The sequence below is a fragment of the Pectobacterium carotovorum genome, assembly GCA_016415585.1.
In the GTDB taxonomy this organism is placed as follows: domain Bacteria; phylum Pseudomonadota; class Gammaproteobacteria; order Enterobacterales; family Enterobacteriaceae; genus Pectobacterium; species Pectobacterium carotovorum_K.
In genome coordinates, this window is sequence record CP066552.1 from 3021564 (window position 1) to 3048299 (window position 26736).

The following is a 26736-nucleotide window of genomic DNA, read 5'->3' on the forward strand; positions in this document are numbered from 1 at the left end:
ATACACAAAATAAATATTTTTCATATTTTAAAAAAAATAGTATATGTAAGATACAATTTATTAATTTATCAGAAATCCATTTGAAATTATTTTGACCAATTCAGCAAAACATGGAACGCTTGATAAGGATTTAGCCAATGACATCAACCGTAGATTTTTTTGAGACAGATTTCTCCGCGACACTTTACCCATTAAAAACGAATTTAATTTTATTCAAAAATCATGCAGCTGACATGTCTGATTATATATATCAGAAAGTAATAAACCCATCGTGCCCGGCAGATAATTTCCTCTCTCAACATAAAGTTTTTGCAACAAAACCGAAGGGTCATCTTCGTAGAACTATAAAATTAGATCCCATCGCTGAATATTTTATCTATGATGTAATTTATCGGAACAGAGTTATATTTAGACCAGAAGTAAGTGAGAGAAGAAAAAGTTTCGGTTATAGATTTAAAGATGGTAGTCGCATACCAGTTCATATATCGTATAATGAATATAAACAACATTTGCGTTCTTGCTCTCAAGAATATGCACACAACATTCATTTTGATATAGCATCTTATTTTAATAGTTTATATCATCATGACTTAGTTCATTGGTTTGAATCAAAAGATACCGTCACAGCAACCGATGTAGTTGCTCTGGGACAATTTTTTAGAGAAATCAATGCAGGTAGAAGTATTGACTTTATGCCACACGGTATTTACCCGACAAAAATGATAGGTAATGAATTCTTAAAATTCATTGATCTGCATGGACAACTTAAATCGGCAAAAATAGTGAGATTTATGGATGACTTTACACTATTTGATGATGATATAAATGTATTAAACAGTGATTTCATTAAAATTCAACAATTACTTGGACAGGTTTCACTTAATGTTAATCCATCCAAGACCTCCTTTGATAATTCAGTTGGTGATGTTAAAGATACCTTGAGTCAGATAAAATCATCACTAAAAGAGATTGTGACTGAATATGAAGAAATCCCCACAGCCTCTGGTGTTGAACTAGTTGAAATGAATATTGAGGTAATCAAGAATCTTGATATCACTCAGGTTAACGCATTAATTGATCTTCTGAAAGATGAAAACTTGGAAGAAGCAGATGCGGATTTAATACTTGGTTTTCTGAGAACACACAACGATAGCTTACTTAGCCAGATACCTATGCTATTGACAAGATTCCCCAACTTAATAAAACATATCTATACCGTTTGCTCCGGTATCAAAGATAAAAAAGAATTAGTAAATGTATTACTCGATTATCTAAACGCAAACAGTAATTTTTTAGAATATCAGTTATTCTGGATTGGTGCCATTGTTGAAGATTATTTATTAGGTGAAGGTGAATATGGTTCTGTTTTACTGAAGTTATTTGAACTATCCGGTGATTTTAAGATTTCACGAGCAAAAATATTAGAGATTCCAGAAAATGGATTTGGTTTAAAAGAAATAAGAAATGACTACCTTAAAACAGGCCAGTCAGATTGGTTGTCATGGTCATCAGCAATAGGGTCAAGAAACCTGAAACCCGGAGAAAGAAATTACATTCTTGATTATTTTTCAAAAGCTTCCCCTATAAACCACCTTATTGCATCATGCGTTAAGAAATTATAACTCGATGTGCAACATTCATATTTTTAAAAATATCCAATATGAATGTTGCTTTGCTATAAAAAATAATTTACAAATTTAACCCAATCGATATTAGCATTTTAAGATTTATCTTTATTCTCTAGAGCATCACGATAACGCTGTTGCTCAACGATACTCAGATTAGGATCAGACAGAATACTTCCCCCTTTTACAGCAAGGTCGTAGTCAATTTGCGATTGCGTCTCATACTCTTTGGTTGGTTGATAATAATCCGGTTGTGGTGTGGAAGGACCAGCATAAGATTTATCGCCACCACAACCGAGATAAGCCAACTGTAGTGGTCAACAAAAACTGGCCACGGCTTTAGAGTTTTTCCAGAACAATCTTTCTGATTCATTCGGCGTCAAACCACCATTATATTGATGAGGTCTGAGCTGGCTGTAATATCCTGTGATGTAATTCGTTATTGCCGTGCTGGCTTCGCTAAAATTCGCGTAGCCATTATCCGGTACCCACTCTGTTTTCAGGCTTCTGAAGAACCGTTCCATTGGGCTGTTATCCCAGCAATTTCCCCGGCGACTCAGACTTTGCTTTATCTGATATCTCCACAGTAACTGCCTGAAATTCCTGCTGGTATAGTGACTGCCTTGATCCGAGTGATACAGTAAATTAGCCGGTTTTCCCCGTGCTTCCCAGGCCATCGACAGGGCTTTACCTGTCAGTGCTGAATCAGGGAAAAATGACATCGCCCAGCCAACCGGTTTACGGGAAAACAAATCGAGTACTACAGCCAGATAAGCCCAGCGTTTTCCCGTCCAGATATAAGTCACATCACCGCACCAGGCCTGATTAGGCTCGGTAACAGCAAACTGGCGATCCAGATAATTAGGGATCTCAATGTGTTCCTTAGACGCCTTCTTATAACGATGGCCAGGTTGCTGACAGCTGATAATATTGAGCGCTTTCATCAGCTTTGTTGCCCGCCAGCGGCTCAGTTTTATACCTTTGGTGGTGACCATCGCGGCAATGCTTCGCGCTCCTGCTGAGCCGTTACTTTCGCGATAAACTTCACGCACAAGGCTCAGTAATGCCACTCTCGTGGCGTCAGGCTTCCTGGGCTGCCGCCAGTATTTATAACTGCTGCGATGAACCCCAAACACGTTGCACACAACGGCAACAGGAAACCGCGCCCTGAGTTTCTCAACTAATGAGAATTGTTCAGGGAGTCTGACATCAAGAGCGCGGTAGCCTTTTTTAATATATCCCTTTCCATTTCAACGCGTTGAAGTCTTTTCTTTAGCTCACGTATTTCAATCTGCTCAGGTGTCATGGGTGAAGCAGTGGGTGATTTTCCCGCTCGCTCTTCTTTCAGTTGTCGAACCCATTTGTCCATCGTGGATTTGCCGACATTCATTGCCGTAGCAGCGGCGGCAACGGTGTAGTGCTGATCGAGTACAAGCTGGGCAGCTTCGAGGCGAAACTCGGGGCTAAAATTACGTCTGTTACGTCCGGTCATAATGTCACCTGTTTTGACTGTGAGGTGATGATATCACCTCTATTCAGGTGGCCAAATTCAGTGTGCCACTACAAAGGCATTTCGGATACGTTCCAGCGTCTGGGAACTTAATCCACGTGATACGTGGGATAATCTATATAACCTGCATCTCGCCCGGTATAGAACGTATCCTTATCAGGAACAGCAATCGGCCATCCATTCTTCATGCGTTTAACGAGATCTGGATTGGCTATGAAAGGACGCCCAAATGCGATCAAGTCGGCAAAACCTTCCCTGAGTGCCAGTTCTGCACGCTCCTGCGTATAGCTGCCCGCGACGATGAGGGTTCCCTCGTAGATTTCGCGAAACTTTGCCAGGAAGCCGGCAGGAATGGCCTGAGCTCCAAGAGATTCCTGATCGCTCAAATGCACATAAGCGAGATGACGACGAGTCAGTTCAATACCTAAGGCTAGCCAGGTATCCTGCTCATCATCAAAACCATGCATATCCTGCAGGCGGCCAAAGGGTGCAATACGGATACCTGTCCTATGCCCCCCGATGGCCGTAGAGATCGCATCCACCGTTTCCAGCGTAAACCGAAGGCGATTGGCAATATTACCGCCATAACGATCTGTTCTGTCGTTAAGTCCACCATTGATAAATTGCTCAAAGATGTAGCCGTTAGCAGCATGGATCTCCACACCGTCAAATCCCGCTTCGATAGCATTTTTTGCCGCCTGAACAAAATCCTGAGTCACCCGCGGTATTTCATTCGTTGTTAATGCACGTGGCTGACTGTGAAATGCGCGCACAGATTGATAGTTATCCCCGGGGATGTGAGTGGTGCAGCCTTCTGCAATACACGAAACTGAGCTGACCGGTGCCAATCCATCAGGCTGGTGAGCAATGTGAGAGGAACGTCCTACGTGCCAAAGCTGAATGAATATTTTCCCACCTTCCGTATGTACTGCCTCAGTCACCTTTTTCCAGCCCTTTATCTGTTCGTCAGTGTAGATTCCCGGCGTGTAAGCTTGCCCACGACCTTCCATTGAAACAGGTGAACCCTCGGAAACAATTAAACCTGCTGTGGCGCGCTGACGATAATAGGTGACCATACTGTCAGTAGGAATAAGGTTATAAGCCCGCGAACGCGTCATTGGTGCCATAACGACACGATTACTAAGATTTACTCCATTCATCGAATACGTATTGAATAATTTTCTCATGCTGTCTCCTGTAGTCATTTCGTGGTAAAAGTCTGTCAATAATGATCTTACCTTCTTTCAAAGGTCATGATTACCTAGTCGAAAAGCCCCGCAGTGTTGATATAAAGGAACCAATCTTTATGAGCGGACAACTCAATGGTGTGCAAGAATTTACTGAAGTCGTCAGAAAAGGCAGTTTCGTCGCTGCAGCTGAGGGTTTAGGCGTGACGCGTTCTGCGCTCAGCAAAAGCATCAAGCGTCTGGAAATCCGCCTGGGGGTTCGCTTACTCAACCGCAGTACGAGAAGCCTGTCGCTGACACCGGAAGGTGAGATCTATTTCAATCGCTGCACTGCTGCTCTGGATATGATTTCAGATGCCGAAAGCAGAATAGAGGCGGGGATAGTGGAGCCGTCTGGACTGATGCGGCTGACGGTTCCCGTGGCCTTTGGGCATCTTTTCATTATGCCCTTACTCAATATCATGGCCTTAAAATACCGGGCCCTGAACATCGAAGTTGATTTCAGCGATCGGGTTCGCGACCCGGCGACAGACGGCTTTGATCTCGCACTGAGGCTTGGCCCCCTGCCTGACTCAGGTGATTTGGTTGCCACACGCCTGGGCGAGCAAAGGCTTATCATTTGCGCCTCAGCGGGCTATCTGGAACGAGCAGGCATCCCCATTGATCTTCGTGAGCTTTCATCACACAGATGCATTTCAGGGTTACCGTCAGACGGGCAAACTTACTGGCTAATCCGGGGCAAAGAGGGACACGTTGTAAGGCATGTCGTTTCCTCAGCCTACCGTTTTAATAATGGTCAAGCCATGCTGGAGGCGGCTATTGCCGGATGTGGGGTGACGCAACTTCCGGACTGGTTATGCGGTGATGCCATCAAAAGGGGGCAGCTTCGTGCAATTCTACCCACCTTTCAGGCACCGCCCACCCCCATTTCTGCAATGTGGCCCAGGACTCACGCGGTCCTTCCTAAAGTGAGAGCCTTGATTGAAGAGCTGAAAAAAGAGTTGCCGGCACGCTTGTCGAGCGCGCAGCGTTCATCTGTTGCGCGGTAATGAAGTATCAATGCCGGATACATCATCTATTGAAAGCCAGCCAGGATTATATTCGCTCCAGCAAATCGACCACTGATTGTGAACGTCTTTTTCCATTCCTACCCGGTAATAAGCGCCGTAGATTTCGCGTCCTTCTGGGTCATGCGTTTTCTCCGCGATAATCCGGCCTATTATCAGGAATGCCAATTGGTTATCGGGGTGGACACATACTTTCAGAGGCTTACCAAAATGCTGCATCCAGGGCCACAGAAGCCGGAAGGCTTTCATGGCGGCAATGATATTTCGTCTACCTGATATATAGCCCAGGGGCGTAAAGTTACCCGCGGCGTTTTCACTAAAGCATGTGCTGAAAAGTGTGAAATCTGCCTGGTCCAGCGCCCACGCGTAGCGATACCAGATATCGATCACCTCCTGTTCGTCACCCGTAGCACAGTGGTTTTCTGGCACAATATGCCAGGGGGCATCAAGTTCACTGATAATGGCGACTGGCGGAAATCCCTGATGCCAGCCGGACTCTTCAGCCGGAAGCTGCCATCCCGATAACAACTGCCTTGCGCCTGAGGTCCAGTTTATTTGGAGGTGAAGGGTATGGATCACAGGTTGGGCTTCATCTGTGCCTGCCCTCATCACGACCGTCCCCCCAAACCGTACCGGGTTATGGCGTCCGGAACCTGTGCGCGAAGCCTGTCCGTACAGGTATGCACTGGCGACGTAATCTTTATCGTTCCTGCGCTCAACGGTGTTTGTCAGCGTAACGGATACGTTGTCTAGGTCAGCAAAGTCATTTTGCAAAAGGGCGGTGACATTTTCACGGCCGGAAACTGTTCCACGATGACTGCTGACTAATCTGACCGAGGGGTCCAGCCATTGGCTATTGTCGGAGCAAGCGTTACCGGACCAGGCTTCACAAAACGTATTCAGGCTCTGCACCGAAGAATGAAATAAACAGTTCATTTATTAGCCTGCATTTATTCAGAAGGAAACTCGGGTAACACAAATTCTGCCATTTCAGCCATCACCTCGGCTGCTGGCCGTGTCAGCGGTTTCAGATTTAACGCAACGTGGTTTACTCCCTGGCGTTGCTGCTCCTTCCATAGCTTTATCAGCGCATTGCGGCCGACAGTAATGCCATTCATCAATCTGCGAGGAGGCGCGTCAGGGTTAGCATCCAGGTCAAAAAAGGTGGCATAGCCATAAGGTCGGAAACGATTGTCGTCGTAACCGCCACGCCAGAATTCAAGCAGTTCTGGGAGCGTTGAGAAATCACTCAGATGCCATATCCATCCGTCGCTTTCCTCTGCTATCCAGCTCAGGTCCTGCCGTGCGCGACCAACCACAATCATTGGAATGCGGGATTTAAAGGGTTTGGGAATAAGATCAAGGTTGCCTGAAAGCTTGCCGTAGTACGCCGTTTCAGCCACCGGGAAGGACGTCTCACAGACGGTTTTTATCAGACCAAACGCCTCGCGATAACGTTCGGCCCGGTTATCGTAATCGGCACCAAACGCAGGGTATTCAACAGCGCGATCCCCGCTGGATAGCCCCAGCAAAAGGCGTCCACCACTTAGCTGGTCCACTGAGGCTGCCTGCTTGGCCAATATAATCGGCTCCCTCAGGGGTAACACCATACCGGTGGTACCCAGCGTTATGCGTGTGGTTTGAGAGGCAAGGAATCCTAGGTAGACCATGGGGTCAAGCATCTGTCCTGTGTCACCAAACCGTGGATCATAAAAGGGCACATCTCTCATCCACAGAGCGGAAAAACCGGCGTCATCAGCAAATTGTGCCAGCGCCTGATGATCCTGCAGAGTCGGAAAAGGCGAATCCGGATAACCTTCAAGCGGCATAATAAAGCCGAATGTCAGACTACCCGGGCGAAATACGCGCTTATATGCGCTATGTGAGGCAAGATCCGACGGATAGGTTGGTTGTGTCTGTAGAGGGGGCATTTTCACTCCTGACGGGCGCAGTCAGTCGCGCCCGTTATTTATCATCACTGATGATTACTTCGCTGCATCCCGCAGGGCCTGCTTCATAAAGACGACGGAGCTCTCCAGAGCCTGTACGGCTTCTGGCTGCAACGTGGAGAAGAAATGCCAGGCGTGGAACATACCCGGCCAGACTTCCAGATTTACGCGAACCCGGTTATCACCCAGATGAGTTGCGAGCCGCATCGCGTCGCTCAGCATCAGTTCGTTTTCGCCAATCTGAACCAGCACCGGCGGCAGGCCCGTCACATCGGCAAACACCGGTGATGCCATTGGGTGATTAGGCAACGCATCGCCCAGGAAGGTGCGTGCCAGAAAATCCAGACCGGCCTTGGTGTTCAGAGGATCAAGGCCTTCCCGGTTGGTCATGGAGACGCCCGTATGCTCAAGGTTGGCCCATGGGGAAATAGAAACCCCCCCGGCTGGAAGTGGCAGGCCTTTATTGCGTGCAGCAACCATAACGGTAACCACCATCGCTCCGCCCGCAGACTCGCCCGCCAGTACGATTTTGCTGGCGTCAAATCCCTGTTCAATTAACCACTCATACGCACGAACGGTATCGGTAACGGGCGTAGGGAAAGGATACTCCGGCGCCAGACGGTAATCCGGCATGTAAACCCGTGCGCCCAGCATGCTGGCGTAGTTACCACCAATACCGTGATAGCCCGCCGGTTCGCCGACAATATAGGCCCCGCCGTGGATATACATAACGATGGCATCAGTTTCAAGGTTGTCAGGGGTTACCAGCGTTCCCGGTACGCCCCCCATATCGACCTCGGTAAAACTGACACCGGCAGGTGCGGGATTTTTAGCCAGCATACGGGTATAGGCGTCACGCACCTCACTCATAGGCGTTACGGTATCCTCACCCGTAAGGATTGGCCCCAGGCCGGCCAGGCTTTCTGACCATTCTTTTACGGCTTGCTTGGTTTGTTGATTCAGCATTTTTATTCCTGTTTCTATTTGCGTTAAAAAATAACAGGAACCTATAATATATAAACATTAAGGGAATGTGTTTCCCATATCAGGGTACGTTAACGCCCATATTGGATGAGATAAATAATGTATGGAGATCAACAGCATTGGTGATATCGCCGCGTTCGTCGCGGCTGTAAAAGCCGGGAGTTACACCCACGCCGCGGGTTCCCTCGGGCTCACACGGTCTGCCATTGGCAAGAGTATTGTCAGGCTCGAAACACGAATGGGGGTTCGTCTCCTTAACCGTACCACCCGGAGTCTGAGTCTGACCGATGAAGGCAGGGTCATGTTCGACCGTTGCCGCCAGATACTCGAGGACCTGGAAGAGGTCGATACTGCCATGGCCATGCGCAGGGTTAAGCCAACGGGGACTCTCAGGCTGAGTGCGCCGCTCTCTTTTGGGCAGCGACATATCCTTCCTGTTCTGGATATTTATCTGAAAAAGTGGCCGGAACTTCGTGCGGAGGTGTCCTTTAGCGACAGGTTTGTTGATCTTATTGAAGAAGGCTTTGATATTTCCATTCGCATCGGTGAACCTCGCGATGACTCCCGCATTCTTACCCGAACGATTGCTTCGCAGCACATTGTCACTTGTGCATCTCCCGAGTATTTATCCTCACGGGGCGTTCCAGAAACACCCGCAGACTTAACCGGGCATGACACTATCTTTCTTCTGAGTGCAGAAAAGAGACGCAGTTGGCGGTTTGCAACTCCGGAAGGCACTTTTGTTTATGAAGGACCCGGGCGGCTTAACCTCGACAGTTCGGAAGCCATGCGGGCATCGGCTATTTCTGGATTTGGTATCGTTCATTTACCGACCTATTTGCTTGGGGAAGATTTGCGTAGCGGTAAATTGATACCTGTGCTTGAGAAATACCCTTTCCCTCCTGAGCCTATTCGGGTCATTTATCCCAGTAAACGACATTTATCACCGCGAATTCGGGCCTTTATAGACCTGCTTGTGGAAAGCTGGGAGCAAGGGTTACCCTGGGAGTAATTCTCTGAAAATGATACTCGTATTACTGGCTATCCAGAAGATGCCTTCAGGTGAGATTTTTGTCGTTTTCCTGTTCCTGGAATTTTCTGTAGGCATTGAATTGATGTATTCATCTCAGAAAACACAGGTACTAAAGCGGTTCATTTAGAGGGTAAATACTCAAACGAGGTATTGAACCAGTTCGTTTCAGAAGCACAGGTTGTAAAAGCCTTTAACCATACTGATTTAACGTTCTGTCTGAGCCTGAAGTGGCCGGTGGGAAGCCGGTGCTGTTCTATTCTGGCGATAACGTATCTGCCAAGGCGGTGATATATAAATCCACCGAAAACAGCGGTTTTCCCCGGTAGATTTGGGAACACTTGATGCCGCCCCCCTGGCCTCACTATCTTCCGGCGCTCTGTCGGCCCAACAATCCATAAGGATTTCATGTTAATATAACTATATCAGGAAGCTGGCCTCCTGATATGCTGATCAATAGATTATATGTCGACTTGACATGATATTTAGGTACGCGTACGGTCATACCATGACGAATAAAAATACGATTTCAGAACCACTGCTACCCAACCACCCTTCCCGTGATGCGATACGCCTTGAAAATGTCTTCGTAGCCTTAGGTAATCCTATCAGACTTGCTGCGCTGTGCATGATTGCGCATGGCGGTGAATTTTTATGCTGTGACATATTGTCTGAGATCCCCAAATCAACAATGACTCATCACTGGCGAATACTGCGCGACAGCGGTCTGGTATGGCAACGACGGGTAGGACGCGAATATCGATTGTCACTGCGACGTGAGGATTTGGACGAGCGTTTCCCGGGGCTGTTGGAGGCAGTTTTGCAACCGTTGACCAAGGATACACTGACTGCAAATACCATCATGCAATATCAAAAATAACATCGGGATAGCCTATATTATATTGGCTATCCCGATTATTTAGGCTTTTACTGAGAACGCCTACTAAATTGAGCACTCATCTTTCCCACACGCACTAGCGTTACCTTCAGACGTTATCTCCGCAGCTTCTTTATCAGCCCACAACATTTCGATTGTTTTCAGAAGGTACTCTTTGGGTTGTGCGCCTAAAAGCGTTTCTTTGCCATCTATTACAAAACAGGGGACGGAATTAACCCCGGCCTTACCTGCAAGAATTTCATCTTGCCTGGATTCCAGGACAAAAGCTTCGGACCGCAACATACTTAAAGTTTCATCACGATCGAGTCCAAGTTCAACTGCAATTTTTACTAATACATCATGGTCAGCCAGGGGAAGATTATCAGTAAAATAAGCCCGAAATAATCTTTCGCTCATTGCAGCGCCTTTGCCTTTCGTTTCAGCAAATTTTGTCAGCCTGTGGGCATCAAATGTGTTGGTATACAACACGCTTTCATAGCGCATGTTCAGCCCAACACGACCACCCATTGAAACTATGTGGTCGATCATTTCCTTTGCCTGCTGCGGGCTTTTCCCGTACTTACGCTCAATCCTGCCCTGCGTTGAGGTTGTCACTTTTTTCTCTGCGCCGGGATCTAATTCAAAGACTTTAAATACCACGTCGACATCATCGGAATGTGTAAATTCGGAGAGTGCCTGTTCAAGATGACGCTTACCGATATAGCAATAAGGGCAGGCAAAATCAGACCATACTTCAATTTTCATCATTGTTCTCCAGTAGAAATGACAGAGGATAATCCCCTTGCAATGATACGATCATACTCGTACCATAGTTTTAAAGTCAACCCGTACTAACCTCAGCGTGAGATCACAATGATATCTGCGACATCCCCTCGCCCCCCTCGTGAATTTGAAACCGGCCTACACCCAAAGGCTACGATTATTTTGCTTCATGGTCTGGGTTCAAGTGGGGAAATCTTCTTACCTCTTGCGCGTAGTTTAGATTTAACTGCGTTAGGCGACATCCGCATTGTGCTGCCGCACGCCCCAATTCAAGCAGTATCATGGGCGGGTGGACAGCACTTACCAGCCTGGTACGATTTACGTCATTCTGATTTTTCTCGTCAGGAAGACGAGTCAGGACTGCGCAATGCAATGGCATATTATGAAAGCCTGATACACCGGGAAATTTCGCGAGGTATTAAAGCTAATCGGATAGTCATTGGGGGATTCTCTCAGGGCAGCGCGTTATCCCTGATGACAGGCATCCGTTTCGGGCATGGTCTGGCCGGAATTTTTGGTATGTCTGGCTATCTGCCTCTTGCCTCTGCTTCTTCAACTGAGCAGCATGATGCAAATCGAAGAACGCCTGTCTTTTTGGCTCATGGAGAAAAAGACAACATTGTATTACCCGCGCTGGCATTAACAGCGCGGGATATCCTGCGAAATGCGGGGCATGAAGTTACATGGAAGACCTATCCAGTGGGACACACAATAATTGATGATGAACTTCATGATTTAAGCCTATGGCTGAAGAAAGTTTTGGCTTAGTCAGATTGCAATTGTAGTGATGTGATGGACGCCCTTTTCGAATAAAGTCAGTGCCATACTTTTACTGACAGCACTAATCCGGCAGTAACATCGCATCACTACAAGTGTGTAGAGACAGACCAGGAGTTTTAACCTTATGCTAACGCCGACATAACCAGCGCGCTATCGACGTACTGCTCCATGGTCATAATTTTCCCATCCTCAAGGCGATAAAGGTGTGCAAATGATGCCGTCATCGCTTTGCCGGTTTTATTATAAACGCCGGAGTAAACCCCAAAAGCAGCAACATAGTTACCGTCGGCGAGAAACGTATGCGTCTTTGCCTGATAGTCTGTCCACTCAGTTGCCAGTCGCTGAAATACGTTAGCGATTATCTCTTCTGCACCGGTGTAAGTCCCTGCATAGGGGAACCCAGCCGCTTCAGTCCATGTCGCATTGGGGGACAGGACAGCAAGCAGGTTCTTTCCATTTTCTTCAGAGGTACCTTCATAAGTCGCGCGTATAATTTCCACATTACTCTTCATTATTCTATCCCCAACTCATTTCGCCCTTGGCGACTTTTGCACCAATTTGTAAAGCGACACTCATGCCAGCATCAGGATAACGTTTTGTCATGGCTGCAATCAGTTCGCTACTGTCGCTGGCCAGACTTAGCTCGTTCTCAAAAGCCAGAAGATAGTCGCGGGTATAGGTTATTGCTGAAATATCGGTAGCACCCTCAGGTAACATATGCCCTGCGATGACCGTAGTGGGATGTCTGGATGCCATGGTGTCCAGATTTTTTATCCAAAGTGCGCGACCCTCTGGACCTTGAGTGTCGGCGGTCCACACATGGGTACCAGAGAACACCAGTACACCGCCAAAAATGGCGTTAAGCGAAGGTACCCAGAGATAACGACGGTTAGCGAGGCCATCAGCATCAATAATTTCGAGGGCCTGGCCTTCGAGAGATAACGCATCCTCGTCAAATACCTCGGGCATAACGATGTCTGACAACGTTTGCGGGCCGTTGTCCTGGAGTTGTGGGCCCCACACTGCCAGTTTCTTATCAACACTTTTCTTAATGGCATCGATTGTCGACGATGCGGCAACGACACGAGCTTCCGGAAAGGCTGCTCTTACCGGACCGAGGCTAAAGTAGTAATCAGGGTCGCTTTGGCTAATATAGATTGTGGTCAGCTTTTTACCTGTTTTCTGGATAGCCTCTGCCAGCAGTCTGCCATCGGCGAGCGTAAAACCACCGTCAATAAGTACGGCTTCCTTATCGCCAGAGATCAGCACTGGCGAGCGATAAAAACCGTGCTCGCCGGCAGGAAAATGTGTCCAACTCAGGGGAATGTCCCTCCCTGCATCAGGGACGTTGGTTTGTAGTGTCATCGTATTTTTCGCCTTCTGTTAAAGTGGTAATTAGGTGAGCATTGCTTTCACCAGACGTTATGAATCCACTAACTGACGTACCCATTCATGAGGGTTTGAAAACAATATGCTTGAGTTTAGCATCCAGCGCTTTGAGCCGGATTCGGCAATAAAAGTGGGAACACCGCGTGCGCCAAATTCCCGCATTAATCGTTTCGCACGTTCAGTACGAGTATGGTTTGCTTCGAGCAAGTCTGCTGCAGGATCCAACACTTTCTTCGCCGCATTTTCCAGACCCTGAGAACTTAACACACCCGCAAGAACCAACAATGACGTGACGTCAAGCCCCTCAACATAACGAGCGTGTTGTATTGCTTTCAGCGCTTCAATTTCCCGCGAAGGGTTTGACAGTGATACTGCAGTAATCGCAAGCGTGGCTGAACCACTGTCAAATTTTTTCTGCTGGCCATGAAGCACTTTTTCGCGATAAATCTCGGAAAAAGGCTGCCCGGTGATATTAGAAATTCGCTGGTCGTTTTCCCACGCAAAAGCAGCAAATTCATTGTTCATGGGACGTGCGCCGGCATCTGAAAACAGGCCGGTTGGCATGAACTCAAGTTTAATGCCCGGAATGTCATTTAGTTCAGTAAGCACAGGTGACGCGCCGTAGCACCAACCGCAAAGCGGATCGAATAAGTAATTAAGAATCATGTTCACAGGTGCCCCCTATTTTTAAAAGTAACTCATCATAGAAAACTTTTATTGGATATTAAATACATCCATGGTAAACAGCTTGTCATCTAAAAACATACAATTGGAATGCGGTAGTGAGAAAACTGGGAAATATCAGACGCCTTGCCTACTTTGTCTCCGTGGTTGAGGCTGGCTCATTTACTGCAGCTGCCGAGCGTTTGGGTATAACTAAAGCGGTAGTCAGTCATCAGGTCGCGCGTCTTGAAGAGGAGTTGAACACCACTCTTCTTATCCGTACTACTCGTACCATTCGCTTAACGGATGCGGGGAAAGTCTTTTATGAGCACTGTGCGTCTATTCTACGTGATACAGAGGAAGCCTTTGCGGAGTTAGACGCACTGGTGGCTGAGCCCTCTGGGACATTGAGGCTGACAGCCCCTTTTGACTATGGGATCAGCGTCGTCGTTCCAGCTATCACGGCATTCAGTCAGCGCTATCCAGACTGCAAAGTTGATGCCGTGATAAGTGATAACAAGTTTGATATCGTGGCCAAAGATATAGAAATAGCCATACGTGTGGGCTGGTTAGATGACTCACATTTGCAGGCAAGAAAAATCGGGCACTTCCGGCAGCTGCTGATAGCCCCGCGCAATATGCAGCCGCAGGTAGAAAAAATTAATAAACCACAAGATATCAAACCACTGCCTTTTATTGCCAATACTGCTTTGCGCGAACCTTCACAATGGCATTTCACGCGGAATGGTACGGATCGACAAAGTATCAACGTGCAGCCCTCAATACTCATTAATACCACGCTGGCGGTGCATGAAGCGGTGAGAGAAGGTGCGGGAATCTCTGTGTTGCCGGATTACGTTGTTAGTGAGGATCTGATTTCCGGCCGCTTAATTCAGGTGCTCCCAGAATGGGAACTGCCTTCAGGTGAGATTCATGCCGTTTTCCCCCCTTCTCGATTTCGCCCAATAAAGGTACGCTCATTTTTAAATATATTGATGGAGAAAGATAAAGAGCGGTGAATGTGCTCATTAGAAGGTTAAGTTTTTTACTGAATTTTGCAACATGAACAGAATTGATGTGTTCACCACAGACAAATACAGATGACACCATGAAAAAATAATTTCCAGACAACTATTCAAGCCAAATATCTCCTCAGCTAATCGATCGATTTGGTCTGATTGTAAAACAGACCTGAATGTTCTGTTCCTGGTTTTCACAGTGGCTATGAATCCATGCCCCTAGTTAATTCCTCACCACCTGTTAATATTAATGCCGATATTCATGGGAAATACTGAGATAATTCAGTGACCGATAATATGGCGATTAACAGCGAAAAGCTGATCCCCTACCAGAAACCGCAGGTTCCGTTTATGGCGGCGGATCTTGTCCTGCCGGGCGTACTGAATGACTATCTTAAAGACGACCGACTCTGGGTGCCGGTAACTGAAAGTCTTAGCTTTAAGCCCCTGTTACTCAACACAACGTCGGGATACTACATCAACCTCCTGAGGGTAAAAAAAAGTGGTGTCTTATCCCGCCATCGGCACAGTGGTGAGGTACATGCCTTTGTACTGAAGGGACGCTGGTATTACCTTGAACACGACTGGGTGGCGGAAGAAAATTCATTTGCCTATGAACCGTCGGGTGAAACCCACACGCTTTTCGTGCCTGAGGATGTTAAGGAAATGATAACGCTCTTCACCGTGCGCGGCGGTTATACGTATGTCGATCCGCAGGGAAATGCGGTGGGTTATGAGGACATGTTTACCAAGCTGGAAATGACGCGTAAATATTATGCAGAAACCGGTGTTCCTGAATCATATCTGACTCATATTATTCGCTGATATTATACAGGCACGGCATCTTTGCAGGGCCTGCATTTTGGGCCTATTTCTCTACCGGATGCATCAGCACTCAACGCCATTTTCAGCAATATCCATTGCGAAATAGGAGAGAATAATATCAGCCCCCGCCCGCTTAATAGCACCGAGCGTTTCGCGAACGACTTTGCGTTCGTCAATGGCTCCGGCTCTGGCAGCAAACTTGATCATCGCATATTCACCACTGACCTGATAAGCCGCCAGCGGTAATTTTGATGCAGCACGAATATCACTCATCATGTCCAGACAGGTCCCGGCAGGCTTGACCATCAGCGCATCGGCACCTTCATATTCATCCAGAAGCGATTCCCGTACCGCCTCCCGCCGATTCATTGGGTTCATCTGATATTGTTTACGATCTCCCTGTAGTACGCTGCCTCCGGCCTCCCTGAAAGGTCCGTACAGTGAAGACGATAATTTTGTGGAATAAGCCATAATAGCGGTATCCATAAATCCGGCCTTATCGAGCGCGTGGCGAATAGCCCGCACCTGACCATCAGCAGCGGCGGAAGGTGCAATAAAATCAGCACCGGCAGCAGCAGCATTCACGGCCTGGCGTCCTAAGTTTATGAGTGTCGCATCATTGTCCACACCGTGGTCATGCAGCACCCCACAGTGGCCGTGCGTGGTGTATTCACAAAAGCAGGTATCAGACATCACGATCATTTCCGGAACGGTATCTTTGCAGATACGCGTCATGCGCGCCACAAGGCCATTTTCATTCCAGGTATCGCTACCTGCCGCATCCATATGATGAGAGATCCCAAAGGTCATCACCGAGCGAATACCTGCCTGGGCGTAACGTTCGATTTCGTATGCCAGCTTTGATTCAGGAATACGCAGCACGCCGGGCATCGTGGCAATTTCTGCAAATGCAGACGTCTCTTCTTCCACGAAAATAGGCAAAACTAGGTCATCAAGGCTGAACGCTGTTTCCTGAAAAAGCATTCGTAAGGAAGGAGTCTTCCTCAGACGGCGTGGTCGTATTGCCGGGAAATTAGTATTCATAATAACTCCTTTATTTGATTTGGATTCTGAGTTTGAATTTTTCACATTCAATTTCCAGCCCCATGTATAAATGGACCCGGATGATTAATTGTTTCGTCAATGTCATTTAGTGTTATATGATCCGACCCGTAATTTTGTCTTGCTTCTTCCCGCGAAATAAGCTGATAAGGCAATACACGCACTCAAAACACTGCACAAAGAAAGATAGCCATTCAGGGCTGTTTCCTGGGGGAAACGATCCATCATCACACTCAGCGAAAACGGCAGCCAGTTACCCGCGTATCCTACAATATAAAGCAGGTTTATCAGATGGTGCCGCTGACTCTGTCTGGCGACCATATTAACGATAGTGGCAGCACCGACCAGTATTGCCCCATAGGCGAATCCTTCCAACATAACGGATATGAAAAGAAGGTAGGGATCCGTTAGGTGTACACTGTAGAGGGCCAGAAAAACCGCAGCAAGTTGGGTTACTATCCCCATTTTCAGCGACGAATAATGATGCTTTTTTCTCATCACTATCTGGGTGATACCGGCGATCAGCAGGAAAGCTGACAGTGAATAGCTTACCAGTTGCACGCTGGCAACATTGAAATAGGTGCGAGCGAGGGTAGGCCCCTGAGACATAAACGTAGATGCCATTGCCCATGAGAGAAATATGGCCATGCAGCAGACGATGACGTCCCGGAAAGAGAGCGCCTTATAACTTTGAGTACAGACCTTTTCCCGTTCAATAGTTACTGACGTACTGTGCCTGTTAATCACCTGACGACTACGCCAGATCCCGAATGAGGACATTAAAACCAGAATAAAAAGAATTATGTATGGGGCCTTAAGTGTATAAAAACTATAATGTACGATCTCCCCCGTTATTAATGGACCGATAGCCTGTCCTAGGATCAACGAGGCAGAAGCCGTCAATGCTGCTGTATTACTTACTTCCGTATCAAATATTTTAATCAGCGAACGATTAATATAGGCCATTAAAATACCTGAACCCAAACCTGTAACAAACCGGCCGAGAATAAGTATGATAAATTTATCAGCAAACATCATTAGTAGTGATGACAGCAAAACGCAGCCCAAACCTGCATAGAGAGGTCGTGTATATTGGTCTGACCTGAGATGAATACTGGCGGTGAATGCCAGCGCGAAAAGGACACCGACGGCGTAGACGCCAAATACCGTCATTATTTGAGAAGCGCTGAAGCCATATAAACTGATGTATACGGGATAGAGAGGAGTGGGAAGACTGCTGCTCAGCATGCCGGCAAAGAAAGCCAGGGCCAGTGCCATCCCTGCCCGTGATGTGTGTCTATCTGACATAGTAATATCTTCTGTCTTGGAAAATGGATACGTTCTGTGGAAATTCATAAAACAGTAACACGATCCATGATTGAGGGGATTCGAGCAGCAGGAATACCCACTGTGACGCAGTTTCACAGTGGAGAATTAAATATGACCGGGGAGACAACTAGTTAAGAGTATTGACTGAAAACTCAAATGCTCCAGGGATGCAGGGCTATCTGTTTTTCCATGAATTCAATAAAACAGCGGATGCGTGGGCTGAGATGCTGCCTTTTCGCGTAAATTATATAGAGCGGCTCCCTGACAGGAGACTGGAATGCCTTCAGAAGCGGTACTAATCTGCCTTCTCTAATATCCCGGTGAACGTGGAAGTCAGCCAGCCGGACGATACCTTCTCCCTGAATGGCCAGATCGCGCAACAAATCGCCCTGCGAAAGCGAGGCAACCGGTTTCACCGGAAATATGATGCTCTGGTTGTCTTCTTCGAATACCCATTGATTCCAGTGGCTATCAAAATTAAAGTGAAAACAGCGATGCGCCATCAGTTCACGGGGATGTGAGGGGATACCGTACCTGCTGATGTAGGCCGGCGAAGCGCAGGTAATCCACTGACTCTCACCGATACGGCGGGCGATACGGGAAGAACTCGCAAGTACCCCACCATAAATGGCCAGATCCAGCCCTTTGTCAAAGTCATCACGGTAAACCGGCCCCGTTTCAATATCAATGTTGAGCTCAGGGTAGGCTTCAATAAACTCGGGCAACCATGGAAGGATATGATAACGGGCAAAGGTGGTCATGGTACGGATTTTCAGCTGTCCGCTGATACGTGATGGCATATCTTCAGCCAGTGAATCAGCCTCCATCATTGCGTCAACGACTGCCCGAGCACTATTAAGATAAACGTGCCCCTCCTCGGTCAGCGTTAACGTTCTCGTCCCGCGATGGAAGAGTCTTACCTGCAATCTCGCCTCCAGCCGGCTGATGAGTTTACTCATTGCTGAAGGCGTCAATCCGTTTGCCCGCGCGGCGGCAGAAAAGTTGCCGTATTCATATGCCCATATGAATGCAAGCAACTGATTATAATTATCCATCATGTCCCCGGTTATTTATGTGAGGATGTTTAGAACTTTCGAGGCAGCAGCCTGAAGCTATTAATTTGTAGCGTCTAGCCATCAGGGACTGCGAGGATAATTTTAACCGAAAGTAAGTTGCCCGTGAAATGCCGGTTTTCCCCATCATCACCTTAATGAGAATATCAAAGTGGATAAGTTCTAGAGCCATTCCCGAACTCTGATGAGGTTTTCGCCCAAACTTGACCCCTGCCGCCATCGCGACCACTTTGCCATTGTTGGTACGTTCTACTCTTCTTTCGCGCTCTGCTTCTGCAATGGCGGCAAGGAGCTGAATAACCATTTTCCCCAATCGTTCCTTCAGTACTCAGCCTACTTTGGTACAGAGGATAATGTCCTCCTTTTCTGCACGGGCCAGCAGTCGTTGCAGTCCTTCTCGCTCGTCCGTATCTCCCGGCAACATGTCAGTAAAAATGCGAACGTCCCTGACCCCAGCAGATTTCAGCTCAGAAATCTGCGCAGTCATTTTCTGAAAGCTGGTTGATATTCTCGCATTACCCAGTAATGCCATATTAGTCTCACAAATCGTTATTTATACTGCGTAGTATCATTAAGCATAAATAACGATTTGTGATATTCAAGTTTAGAGCCATTTTAAACAGTCTCAAAAGTTTTAACATCTGAGACTGCCAAAAATTGCGCAAATAATTTGCGAAAAGATGCGGGTCTAGCGACGACTTCCTGACCGGTGAACAGACCGAAAGCTACGGACGATATGACGCAGAGACAAACGAAATTCAGTTGGCCCGGTATCTTCATCTCAATGAGTGCGATCTTGTTTTTTATCAAACAGTGCCGGAGGGAACATAACTGGCTGGGGATTACACTTCAACTGACCACTGCCCGTTTTCCAGGAATCATTCAGACCGCTTCCCTGCAAATACCCTCCGGCGTCCAGTTTTACGTTGCATTACAGCTGAACATTCATCACCCATGAAATCATAGTCCGGGGAAAACACCCGCTGGGAGCATCAGAAGTTCACCTGGCAGCACTATGGCTACCATGATTTTGGCGATTTTCCATAAACGTCTGTCGTATATCCGCACCTGGCTCAGTTACGAGCGCTCCGGCCTGATGTTCGATTTTGCCGCGACATGGCTGCTCCAGAATATAGTATTGTTGCCCGCAGCATCTACGCTGACGAGGCTCATTGGCGAAATTCGCGAGTTCGCCACCAGGCGTTTGTGTCGCAGGCTGACTGCCTAACTGACCGGTCTGCTCGTAATACCGAAAGGGGAACGAGCCCCAGTGTCTTTCGCTGGCCGAACGGGTATCAGAGTCGATATCAGGCAGATGCGCGGAAAAATCGCACAGTTGACCTCAACTATCCAAGAGGGCAGGCTGATATGCTCGAGTTGTGCGAGCTTCATAAGTACGACTTTCATCGGTACCAAGAAACTGGACATCACCTTGGGTGATGTCCCTGCAAAGTAAGTCAGAGCTCAGATGATGTTACCCAGCTGTTGTGCTAATTTCTTGCAGACATTAGGTGCTGGCCTTGTTCCAGAAGAAGTGCCAGGGCAATGGCACCGCATGCGACCATGAACAGTACCGCGTGGTGCCCACCGGTTGCGTCGAATAAGGCGGAATACGCGAACCCGGCCAAGGCCTGTGCAGTGGCGAAAGACGCAGTTGCGCGGCTCCATGCGATCTGCTGCTGATGATGTTCGGGGAGCAACTCATGCACCCGTGCCAACGTTAAGGGGACAATACCGGGAGGGAACGACCCGATGATCGCCGCCAAAGTAGCCAGTAGTGTGAGCGATGTCGTGAAGGGCATGAAGGCAAGGGTTATAGCCTGTACGGCCAGTACCAAGCGAATACCCGTCTGTGCGCCGAGCTTGTCTGCGATGAAGCCATAGGTCACCGGCCCGACGATTGCCCCCAGACCGTACATGATCCAGACGACAGCCCCGGCATGTGCACCTGCACCGAGCCCACGAGCAACATAGTCAACCAGGAACATCATGGCGGGCACCAGCCCCACAGCCATCAAACCGTATTGGGCATAGAGCAGATAGACGCTGTTGTTACGCACAGGTTGTGAAACGTCGGTGTGGGCAGAGGCTACGCGGTGAGATGTCACGGTAGGCCAGCCGAACCAGCTGGCTGCTGACAGAATCAACGAAACGACGCCCAGTCCAAACCACGTTTGTTGCAGCCCCATGCTCAGCAAGGGGGGAATTATCGTCCCTGAACCGGCGATGCCCAATCCAATACCGAGGAAAATGGCACCACTGGCAAGGCCGCGACTGGATGGCCTCACATGTGGCAGCACTGTAGCTGCGACCAGCACCATGACCGCTCCCCCGGCGATGCCGGAAAGCAGGCGCCAAAAGAAGAACCAACTGAAGGAAAGCGGAAAGCCGCAGGCAAAGAACGAGAGAGTCACCACAGCCATCATCAGGCGCAGCGCGGTCTTGTTGCTCAAACGGCGGGCCAGCGGATGACCCAGAAGCGCGCCAACAAGGTAGCCGACCAAATTGGCTGCCCCCAGATAGACCACATCGCTGGCCACGAACCAGTGCGCCTAGATCAGGCGAGGAATCAACGGGGTGTAGGCGAAGCGTGCGAGACCAATACTGACTAAGCTGGCGCAGAAACCTGCAAATATCGTCATCGCGACGTTCGGGTGCCCTGATTTAGCGGGCGGCTCTAAATTTGACATGCTGAATACCTATTAACTTGACTATTAGCAGCATATAGGTGATCGTTGATGCTGTCGTGCAGCATGATTGAATATCAGGGCTGCATTTCTGCATCACATGAGGATATATGGACTGGGGTGACGCACGCATTTTTCTCGCGCTTTCCCGCCGCTCAACCCTGCGGGCGGCTGCTCGTTCACTAGGCATAGACCAGGCCACGGTTGGGAGACGGATCGCGGCACTCGAAAAGTCGTTGAATGCAACACTATTTCTGCGGACCTCAGATGGCTACGCGCTCACTGCGGCTGGTGAAATGGCTTTCAGGAATGCTGAAAAGATGGAACACGCTGCCCTTGAACTTGAGCGGCAGGTGCAGGGAGTGGATGAACGACTAACTGGCGTTGTTCGTGTAAGCACCACAGACTCTTTCGCGGTTGACTTTCTGATCCCTGCTATTGCCCGCCTGCACGACAAACACCCCGATATCCAGGTGCAGTTGGACGCGTCCACACAGATGCTCAACATTTCCAGGCGCGAGGTTGACATTGCCGTGCGCAATGCGCGTCCGGACAACCCCGATCTCATCGCCCGTCGCCTGGCACGCTGGCCAGTCGGGCTGTTCGCATCGAAGACCTACCTGAAGACACGCGGCATGCCTGAGCAGGGTAAGCACTTCCAGGGGCACGATCTGGTGTTGTACCAACCCCATTTTGAGCGCATCAAGGATCTGACGCTGGTGGGTGAGTCGCTACGCAATGGAAGAGTTGTGTCCACGCTAAGTTCCAGCTTGCTTGTTCGGCGATCCATTGCGGCTGGCATTGGTCTCGGCGAACTCCCGCTCTACATGGGGAGGTGTGACGGTTTGACCCGTGTGTGGCCCGAGCGCACGAGCGCCGCTTCTTACGAGGTATGGCTGGTAACTCACACCGACCTACGACACACCGTCAAGATCAAAGCGATCATTGATGAGGTTGCCGAGGTGTTTTCTGCAGCGGCGAGTTTCAACCTAAATGAAGCGGACGAAACTCGCCGCTGACATTCACCCGAGCGTGACGTCGCATTTCGAACGGCATTACCGCTCGTCCGCCATTGTGTCTAAGTAACACCTAGCCTCTGTCTGTCCCACCAAGACTGTTCTTTGTTGGCCATGCACAGAACAATTTTCCCGATATGGTCGTTGCTCTCCATCATGCGGTGCGCATCGGCAGCACGTGCCCGTGGAAACTTTGCATGGACTGTTCGCAGACATCGCCCGCCTCTAACAAGGACCAGACCTTTGTGTTCAGGTCGCGTGCGATCTCGGCCTTCTCGTCGGGATCGTGCACGCAACCTTGAATCAGTCACGGTCAGGTGCTTGACGGCAAGGGTGAGCAGGTTGACATTGGCTTCAACCACTCCACCCAGAAAACCAATGAGCAACAACTGTCCATCTTTGGTCAGCGCTGCGGCGTTAAGGTGGTCGTCACTGCGCAGAACGGCGCAGCGGACGATCAACAGATAAACACTCTACGAAAGGAGCGCCCGGTGATCAAAACAAGATCGAGCAGCTATGGGATTACGGAGCACACGAAAACAAAAGATATCGACAGGATACGTGGATTTGCATACCATTGGTAATCATGAAACTTGCCAATCATCCACATACCGACGAAATACGTTTAGAGAGCGTTCTGAGCGCGCTTTCCAATCCACTGCGCTTGGCTGCCGTCCGGATGATCGCCGAAGGCGGCGAGCATCCGTGCTGCGGAGTGCTGCCAACCGTGGGGAAATCAACCATGACTCATCATTTCCGGATCCTGCGTGACAGCGGCATCGTGTGGCAGCGAAGGATTGGCCAGGAATACCGCCTCTCGCTGCGCCGTGATGACCTCAATGCACGTTTCCCTGGCTTACTTGATGCCATTCTCGGTCCCTTGAGCGATGATCCTTTGACACTTGAGACGTTGAGCGAATATTGGCAGGAAAGCCTGGTCGTTGAAAAAACGTAAACTTTCCGGAAAACAAAAGATATGGATTGTCTGGACCTGACCATCTATTGTGCCGATGGGGCAATGAAATCTGCACCAGCGGCTGCGGCAACCACGGCCTGCTTGCACAGATTGACTTACGTCGCATTATTCCCGTGCATGTGCTGCACGCCACAATGGCCATGACAGGTGTGCTCACAGAAGCAGGTATCGGACGTTACCACCACTTCCTGCGCAGCATCTTTGCAGATGTGCCATATGCGGTACGAGACCGTTCTCATTCCAGGTACCGCTCCCGGTCTCGTCAAGGTGATGCGAGACACCGAAGGCCATTATTGAACGGATGTCCCCACAGCCGTAGCGTTCAATTTCGTGAGCTAGCGGCTTTTCGGGGATACACTTGACGCCAGTCATGCTGGTAATGGGGGACGAAATCTTCGATACCTTCTTCTATAAAGCTCGGTAGGATGAGAGCTTCCAGACGGAATTCGGTCTCCTGAAACAGCGTGCGCAGGGACTCATTACGGCGCAAGCGCCACGGACGGGTGACAGGAAAAGTGGACATAGGATACCCCGACTATCTGCGCATGGGGTGGACAGTCCAGCCTAAGGGCAACTATACAAGAACGGGTGCGCTCTGATATGAACAGCGCACCCCAGGTGGTCAGATCTTGATGAAATTGGTGCCCGACAGGGGGCCGAACGGAAGCTGAGCCAGGCGACCACCGACATCCAGCGATCCCAGGTCGACGGAGAAGAAGCCGATGGTATCCAGAATATTCTTCACTTCCGCCTTCGCGGCGGCATCGTCGCCGGAGTAGAACTGCACACGTTGCCCGCCGGAGACTTCGACTTGCCCCAGCACGTTCACATCCAGGTGGTTCAGCGCCTTGACCACACGGGCACCCGGAACGAACTCGCGGAAGACTTCGCTGGAGTACTTACCGCCAAGGTCGATGGGTTTGATACCGTACGCGGCTAGCGGATTGCTCGCATCATTGCGCTCGGGCGAATCCGGATCGAGGAACGCCACGGGGTTGGTACCATCGATGACAATACGTCCGTTCCAGTTAGGCAACTCTGCCAGAGCCTGCTCCAGATCCATCCAACGCACCGCCACGAGGACGATGTCTGCGGCGGCGGCGTCTACAACCGTGCCGGCCTTGATGGTAGGGCCTAGCTCAGCGACCAGCGATGCGAGCGACTCAGGGCCGCGGCGGGTCGAAATTATGGCCGACTGGCCGCTTTTTGCCAGGGCACGTGCTACGTTGGAGCCGAGAGCACCTGAGCCAATGATACCGATAGTCATGATTCTTTCCTTTTCTGTGAAAGGCCCGGTCGCTAATCGCTCGGTACCTGAATTACTTAATTGAAAACTGGCGTCTCGGCTTGACGTACTGGACGGCCGAACCAGGAGGGCTTCAGGAAAGCCGTCCCGCCTTTTGCAACTCCTGACCTATGCGCTGGATCCCGGCTTCGCCACGGGCCAGAGCCTCTTTGCTGGTATGCACTGAGTAGTGACCTAACACCAGATCATAAGGATGGGGCACGGCCGACCCAAGCACGAAACTCGAGTCTTCCTGCGCGACAAAATCGATGGCCTCATTGGACAACTCGAACACCACGAGCTCGCCAGCCTCCAGTGATTCGTCCGTCGCCAGACGACCGGTCGCCAACGCCACCCATGCCACGGTATGGCCTTGCGGCGGCGTGTACGACCAGCGTTCGCCCTTGCGCAGACGAACCCCCAGATAGGTCATACCCGCAGGCAGTTCGGCGGTACTGTGTACCCCGCCGTATTCGCCAACCAGCACGCGCACAGGTCCAACCTCAGACACTTGCGAAGGTGCCAGGTATTGGCTGTACGCTGGCTGGTTTTCCTGTGTGGCAGGCAGTGCCACCCAGAGTTGAAAACCGCGCCCCATCTTCTCGCCAATGGGCGTGCCGGTATGCCATACCCCGCCCCCCGCTACCATCACCTCGACACCCCCGGCGGGCAGTACGCCGGATTCGCCTGTCGTGTCCTCATAGCGAATATCACCTTCCTCCATGAAGGTCACAGTGGCGATCCCGGAATGCGGATGCATGCCGAAATTCTGGTTGGCGCCACCCGGGCGGAAGTGCACCAGGTCCAGGAACACGAAAGGCTTCAGGTGTTTTCCGAGATCCAAGGGACTCATCAGGCGCGTAACAGGACCGTGCGTGGAACCACGGGTACGGTGCACGACCGAACGGACCCGGGCTGAAAGTACGGTGCTCATGCTGCGCTCCTTGCAGACTTGAGTGCCTTGGCCCACCAGGCCAGGTCATCCAGCATGCCGCCAGCTGCCTGTGTAAGATGCGGGAAGTCCTCGAACTGCTTGCCCTGCTGCCAAATGCCCATGAACTCCACCATGCCGATGTGCACGGCATTACGCACCGGCGCCATCTGCAACTCGACTGCGACCAGTCGCAGCTGTTCAACGGCGCGCGCAGCACCCACGCCACCGTAGCCGACGAAGGAAATTGGCTTGCGGGCGAATTCCTTGTACGCGTAATCGAAGGCGTTCTTCAGCACTGCAGTCGGACCGTGGTTGTACTCCGGGGTCACGACGATTAGGCCATCGAGGGTATCGAGCTTCTGCGCCCAACGTTGCGCTTCCACGTTGCTCACCGGTCCCCAGGCAGGGGACACCGACTCCGCGAAATACGGCAACGGATGGTCACGCAGATCGACCAGCTCAAAGCTCAGGTCGGCCCGCTCCTTGGCGATGTTGTAAATCCACTGAGCGGGCTTGTCGCCGAAGCGGCCCTCTCGCGTGGAACCGATGATGATGCCGATACGGGGTTGGATTGCGCTCATGACATTGACTCCAGTGATTGCCGATGAAGCTACTTTATGCCCCTTGGCATTGATTAACTAGATGGTTTAATATGATTTAACTCGTCCATAAATTGAATCAATTAC

Annotated in this window: 27 protein-coding genes and 4 pseudogenes; 11 read left to right on the plus strand and 20 right to left on the minus strand. The window is 49.6% G+C overall.

Annotated elements, in window-relative coordinates:
• The first annotated feature begins 137 nt into the window (after positions 1-137).
• Entirely contained in the window at positions 138-1622 is a 1485-nt protein-coding gene (locus JFY74_13430; GenBank protein QQG27123.1) for a hypothetical protein, read from the plus strand.
• Between the two features lie 98 nt (positions 1623-1720).
• On the opposite strand, the pseudogene JFY74_13435 reads toward JFY74_13430, so the two are convergent.
• The 3 genes and pseudogenes from JFY74_13435 to JFY74_13445 all read right to left on the minus strand — a co-directional run bounded on the left by JFY74_13435 (position 1721) and on the right by JFY74_13445 (position 4322).
• Positions 1721-1933: pseudogene (locus tag JFY74_13435) on the minus strand (hypothetical protein).
• A gap of 9 nt (positions 1934-1942) precedes the next feature.
• Positions 1943-3117 (minus strand): IS3 family transposase gene (locus JFY74_13440; protein QQG27124.1). Its coding sequence is split into 2 segments (ribosomal slippage): positions 1943-2859 and positions 2859-3117, totalling 1176 coding nucleotides; the frame shifts between segments, so codons are not numbered across the junction.
• Positions 3118-3224: 107 nt separating this feature from the next.
• Positions 3225-4322, minus strand: a complete 1098-nt coding sequence (locus JFY74_13445; GenBank protein QQG27125.1) for an alkene reductase — start codon at positions 4320-4322, stop codon at positions 3225-3227.
• Between the two features lie 119 nt (positions 4323-4441).
• On the opposite strand from JFY74_13445, the gene JFY74_13450 reads away from it, so the two are divergent.
• Entirely contained in the window at positions 4442-5371 is a 930-nt protein-coding gene (locus tag JFY74_13450; GenBank protein QQG27126.1) for a LysR family transcriptional regulator, read from the plus strand.
• Here the strand turns inward: JFY74_13450 and JFY74_13455 are convergent.
• Genes JFY74_13455 through JFY74_13465 form a run of 3 tightly spaced genes read right to left on the minus strand, consistent with a single transcriptional unit; the run spans position 5354 to position 8304 of the window.
• Complete coding sequence (locus tag JFY74_13455) at positions 5354-6325, minus strand: nuclear transport factor 2 family protein (protein ID QQG27127.1); 972 nt, start codon at positions 6323-6325, stop codon at positions 5354-5356. The genes JFY74_13450 and JFY74_13455 overlap by 18 nt on opposite strands.
• Positions 6326-6339: 14 nt before the next feature.
• On the minus strand, positions 6340-7320 hold the full coding sequence (locus JFY74_13460) for a TIGR03571 family LLM class oxidoreductase (protein QQG27128.1): 981 nt from the start codon (positions 7318-7320) through the stop codon (positions 6340-6342).
• A 54-nt stretch (positions 7321-7374) separates the two neighbouring features.
• Positions 7375-8304, minus strand: coding sequence for an alpha/beta hydrolase (locus JFY74_13465; protein QQG27129.1), 930 nt, complete (start codon positions 8302-8304; stop codon positions 7375-7377).
• Between the two features lie 121 nt (positions 8305-8425).
• Between JFY74_13465 and JFY74_13470 the strand changes: the two genes are divergently transcribed.
• Complete coding sequence (locus JFY74_13470; GenBank protein ID QQG27130.1) at positions 8426-9334, plus strand: LysR family transcriptional regulator; 909 nt, start codon at positions 8426-8428, stop codon at positions 9332-9334.
• Positions 9335-9890: 556 nt separating this feature from the next.
• A complete protein-coding gene (locus tag JFY74_13475) occupies positions 9891-10232 on the plus strand; it encodes a helix-turn-helix transcriptional regulator (GenBank protein QQG30542.1) in 342 nt (113 codons plus the stop codon).
• 63 nt (positions 10233-10295) lie between these two features.
• Here the strand turns inward: JFY74_13475 and JFY74_13480 are convergent, their stop codons facing one another.
• Positions 10296-10994 (minus strand): DsbA family oxidoreductase, encoded by a 699-nt coding sequence (locus JFY74_13480; protein QQG27131.1) that lies wholly within the window; start codon positions 10992-10994, stop codon positions 10296-10298.
• 108 nt (positions 10995-11102) lie between these two features.
• Between JFY74_13480 and JFY74_13485 the strand changes: the two genes are divergently transcribed.
• Positions 11103-11780 carry a dienelactone hydrolase family protein gene (locus JFY74_13485; GenBank protein QQG27132.1) on the plus strand — a complete coding sequence of 226 codons (678 nt, stop codon included), beginning with the start codon at positions 11103-11105 and terminating at the stop codon, positions 11778-11780.
• A gap of 134 nt (positions 11781-11914) precedes the next feature.
• On the opposite strand, the gene JFY74_13490 is transcribed toward JFY74_13485, so the two are convergent.
• From JFY74_13490 to JFY74_13500, 3 genes are all read right to left on the minus strand, one after another.
• Positions 11915-12304, minus strand: coding sequence for a nuclear transport factor 2 family protein (locus JFY74_13490; GenBank protein QQG27133.1), 390 nt, complete (start codon positions 12302-12304; stop codon positions 11915-11917).
• A 4-nt stretch (positions 12305-12308) separates the two neighbouring features.
• The gene (locus JFY74_13495; GenBank protein ID QQG30543.1) at positions 12309-13112 is read right to left on the minus strand and encodes an MBL fold metallo-hydrolase; all 804 of its coding nucleotides are present in this window, start codon (positions 13110-13112) and stop codon (positions 12309-12311) included.
• 102 nt (positions 13113-13214) lie between these two features.
• Positions 13215-13853, minus strand: coding sequence for a DsbA family protein (locus JFY74_13500; GenBank protein ID QQG27134.1), 639 nt, complete (start codon positions 13851-13853; stop codon positions 13215-13217).
• 110 nt (positions 13854-13963) lie between these two features.
• Between JFY74_13500 and JFY74_13505 the strand changes: the two genes are divergently transcribed.
• Entirely contained in the window at positions 13964-14863 is a 900-nt protein-coding gene (locus JFY74_13505) for a LysR family transcriptional regulator (protein ID QQG27135.1), read from the plus strand.
• Positions 14864-15160: 297 nt separating this feature from the next.
• On the plus strand, positions 15161-15688 hold the full coding sequence (locus JFY74_13510; GenBank protein QQG30544.1) for a 2,4'-dihydroxyacetophenone dioxygenase family protein: 528 nt from the start codon (positions 15161-15163) through the stop codon (positions 15686-15688).
• 63 nt (positions 15689-15751) lie between these two features.
• Here JFY74_13510 and hemB read toward each other — a convergent pair whose 3' ends face one another.
• The 4 genes and pseudogenes from hemB to JFY74_13530 all read right to left on the minus strand — a co-directional run bounded on the left by hemB (position 15752) and on the right by JFY74_13530 (position 19684).
• The gene (gene hemB / locus JFY74_13515) at positions 15752-16732 is read right to left on the minus strand and encodes a porphobilinogen synthase (GenBank protein QQG27136.1); all 981 of its coding nucleotides are present in this window, start codon (positions 16730-16732) and stop codon (positions 15752-15754) included.
• A gap of 102 nt (positions 16733-16834) precedes the next feature.
• The gene (locus JFY74_13520) at positions 16835-18058 is read right to left on the minus strand and encodes an MFS transporter (GenBank protein QQG27137.1); all 1224 of its coding nucleotides are present in this window, start codon (positions 18056-18058) and stop codon (positions 16835-16837) included.
• A gap of 173 nt (positions 18059-18231) precedes the next feature.
• The gene (locus tag JFY74_13525; GenBank protein QQG27138.1) at positions 18232-19134 is read right to left on the minus strand and encodes a LysR family transcriptional regulator; all 903 of its coding nucleotides are present in this window, start codon (positions 19132-19134) and stop codon (positions 18232-18234) included.
• Positions 19127-19684, minus strand: a pseudogene (locus JFY74_13530) (recombinase family protein). The gene JFY74_13525 and the pseudogene JFY74_13530 overlap by 8 nt, the downstream one beginning before the upstream one ends.
• Before the next feature lie 170 nt (positions 19685-19854).
• On the opposite strand from JFY74_13530, the pseudogene JFY74_13535 reads away from it, so the two are divergent.
• Positions 19855-20377: pseudogene (locus tag JFY74_13535) on the plus strand (DUF4158 domain-containing protein).
• Between the two features lie 265 nt (positions 20378-20642).
• On the opposite strand, the gene JFY74_13540 reads toward JFY74_13535, so the two are convergent.
• Both JFY74_13540 and JFY74_13545 read right to left on the minus strand, forming a co-directional pair.
• Entirely contained in the window at positions 20643-21692 is a 1050-nt protein-coding gene (locus JFY74_13540) for a YbfB/YjiJ family MFS transporter (GenBank protein QQG27139.1), read from the minus strand.
• Between the two features lie 12 nt (positions 21693-21704).
• A complete protein-coding gene (locus JFY74_13545) occupies positions 21705-21842 on the minus strand; it encodes a hypothetical protein (GenBank protein QQG27140.1) in 138 nt (45 codons plus the stop codon).
• A gap of 107 nt (positions 21843-21949) precedes the next feature.
• Between JFY74_13545 and JFY74_13550 the strand changes: the two genes are divergently transcribed.
• From JFY74_13550 to JFY74_13560, 3 genes are all read left to right on the plus strand, one after another.
• Complete coding sequence (locus tag JFY74_13550) at positions 21950-22858, plus strand: LysR family transcriptional regulator (GenBank protein ID QQG27141.1); 909 nt, start codon at positions 21950-21952, stop codon at positions 22856-22858.
• 314 nt (positions 22859-23172) lie between these two features.
• On the plus strand, positions 23173-23439 hold the full coding sequence (locus tag JFY74_13555; GenBank protein ID QQG27142.1) for a hypothetical protein: 267 nt from the start codon (positions 23173-23175) through the stop codon (positions 23437-23439).
• A 2-nt stretch (positions 23440-23441) separates the two neighbouring features.
• Entirely contained in the window at positions 23442-23810 is a 369-nt protein-coding gene (locus tag JFY74_13560; GenBank protein ID QQG27143.1) for a helix-turn-helix transcriptional regulator, read from the plus strand.
• A 44-nt stretch (positions 23811-23854) separates the two neighbouring features.
• Here JFY74_13560 and JFY74_13565 read toward each other — a convergent pair.
• The 4 genes and pseudogenes from JFY74_13565 to JFY74_13580 all read right to left on the minus strand — a co-directional run bounded on the left by JFY74_13565 (position 23855) and on the right by JFY74_13580 (position 26631).
• Positions 23855-24354 (minus strand): annotated as a pseudogene (locus JFY74_13565) (hypothetical protein).
• Between the two features lie 99 nt (positions 24355-24453).
• On the minus strand, positions 24454-25098 hold the full coding sequence (locus JFY74_13570) for an NAD(P)-binding domain-containing protein (protein QQG27144.1): 645 nt from the start codon (positions 25096-25098) through the stop codon (positions 24454-24456).
• A 112-nt stretch (positions 25099-25210) separates the two neighbouring features.
• Positions 25211-26050, minus strand: a complete 840-nt coding sequence (locus JFY74_13575) for a pirin family protein (GenBank protein QQG27145.1) — start codon at positions 26048-26050, stop codon at positions 25211-25213.
• Positions 26047-26631 carry an NAD(P)H-dependent oxidoreductase gene (locus JFY74_13580; GenBank protein ID QQG27146.1) on the minus strand — a complete coding sequence of 195 codons (585 nt, stop codon included), beginning with the start codon at positions 26629-26631 and terminating at the stop codon, positions 26047-26049. The genes JFY74_13575 and JFY74_13580 overlap by 4 nt, the downstream gene beginning before the upstream one ends.
• Positions 26632-26736: the final 105 nt, after the last annotated feature.

Bases quoted from the DNA above. Each gene is read 5' to 3' on its own strand.
- JFY74_13430 (QQG27123.1), top strand. From the start codon at position 138: ATGACATCAACCGTAGATTTTTTTGAGACAGATTTCTCCGCGACACTT.
- JFY74_13445 (QQG27125.1), bottom strand. From the start codon at position 4,322: ATGAGAAAATTATTCAATACGTATTCGATGAATGGAGTAAATCTTAGT.
- JFY74_13450 (QQG27126.1), top strand. From the start codon at position 4,442: ATGAGCGGACAACTCAATGGTGTGCAAGAATTTACTGAAGTCGTCAGA.
- JFY74_13455 (QQG27127.1), bottom strand. From the start codon at position 6,325: ATGAACTGTTTATTTCATTCTTCGGTGCAGAGCCTGAATACGTTTTGT.
- JFY74_13460 (QQG27128.1), bottom strand. From the start codon at position 7,320: ATGCCCCCTCTACAGACACAACCAACCTATCCGTCGGATCTTGCCTCA.
- JFY74_13465 (QQG27129.1), bottom strand. From the start codon at position 8,304: ATGCTGAATCAACAAACCAAGCAAGCCGTAAAAGAATGGTCAGAAAGC.
- JFY74_13470 (QQG27130.1), top strand. From the start codon at position 8,426: ATGGAGATCAACAGCATTGGTGATATCGCCGCGTTCGTCGCGGCTGTA.
- JFY74_13480 (QQG27131.1), bottom strand. From the start codon at position 10,994: ATGAAAATTGAAGTATGGTCTGATTTTGCCTGCCCTTATTGCTATATC.
- JFY74_13485 (QQG27132.1), top strand. From the start codon at position 11,103: ATGATATCTGCGACATCCCCTCGCCCCCCTCGTGAATTTGAAACCGGC.
- JFY74_13490 (QQG27133.1), bottom strand. From the start codon at position 12,304: ATGAAGAGTAATGTGGAAATTATACGCGCGACTTATGAAGGTACCTCT.
- JFY74_13510 (QQG30544.1), top strand. From the start codon at position 15,161: ATGGCGATTAACAGCGAAAAGCTGATCCCCTACCAGAAACCGCAGGTT.
- hemB (QQG27136.1), bottom strand. From the start codon at position 16,732: ATGAATACTAATTTCCCGGCAATACGACCACGCCGTCTGAGGAAGACT.
- JFY74_13520 (QQG27137.1), bottom strand. From the start codon at position 18,058: ATGTCAGATAGACACACATCACGGGCAGGGATGGCACTGGCCCTGGCT.
- JFY74_13525 (QQG27138.1), bottom strand. From the start codon at position 19,134: ATGGATAATTATAATCAGTTGCTTGCATTCATATGGGCATATGAATAC.
- JFY74_13545 (QQG27140.1), bottom strand. From the start codon at position 21,842: ATGTCAAATTTAGAGCCGCCCGCTAAATCAGGGCACCCGAACGTCGCG.
- JFY74_13550 (QQG27141.1), top strand. From the start codon at position 21,950: ATGGACTGGGGTGACGCACGCATTTTTCTCGCGCTTTCCCGCCGCTCA.
- JFY74_13560 (QQG27143.1), top strand. From the start codon at position 23,442: ATGAAACTTGCCAATCATCCACATACCGACGAAATACGTTTAGAGAGC.
- JFY74_13570 (QQG27144.1), bottom strand. From the start codon at position 25,098: ATGACTATCGGTATCATTGGCTCAGGTGCTCTCGGCTCCAACGTAGCA.
- JFY74_13575 (QQG27145.1), bottom strand. From the start codon at position 26,050: ATGAGCACCGTACTTTCAGCCCGGGTCCGTTCGGTCGTGCACCGTACC.
- JFY74_13580 (QQG27146.1), bottom strand. From the start codon at position 26,631: ATGAGCGCAATCCAACCCCGTATCGGCATCATCATCGGTTCCACGCGA.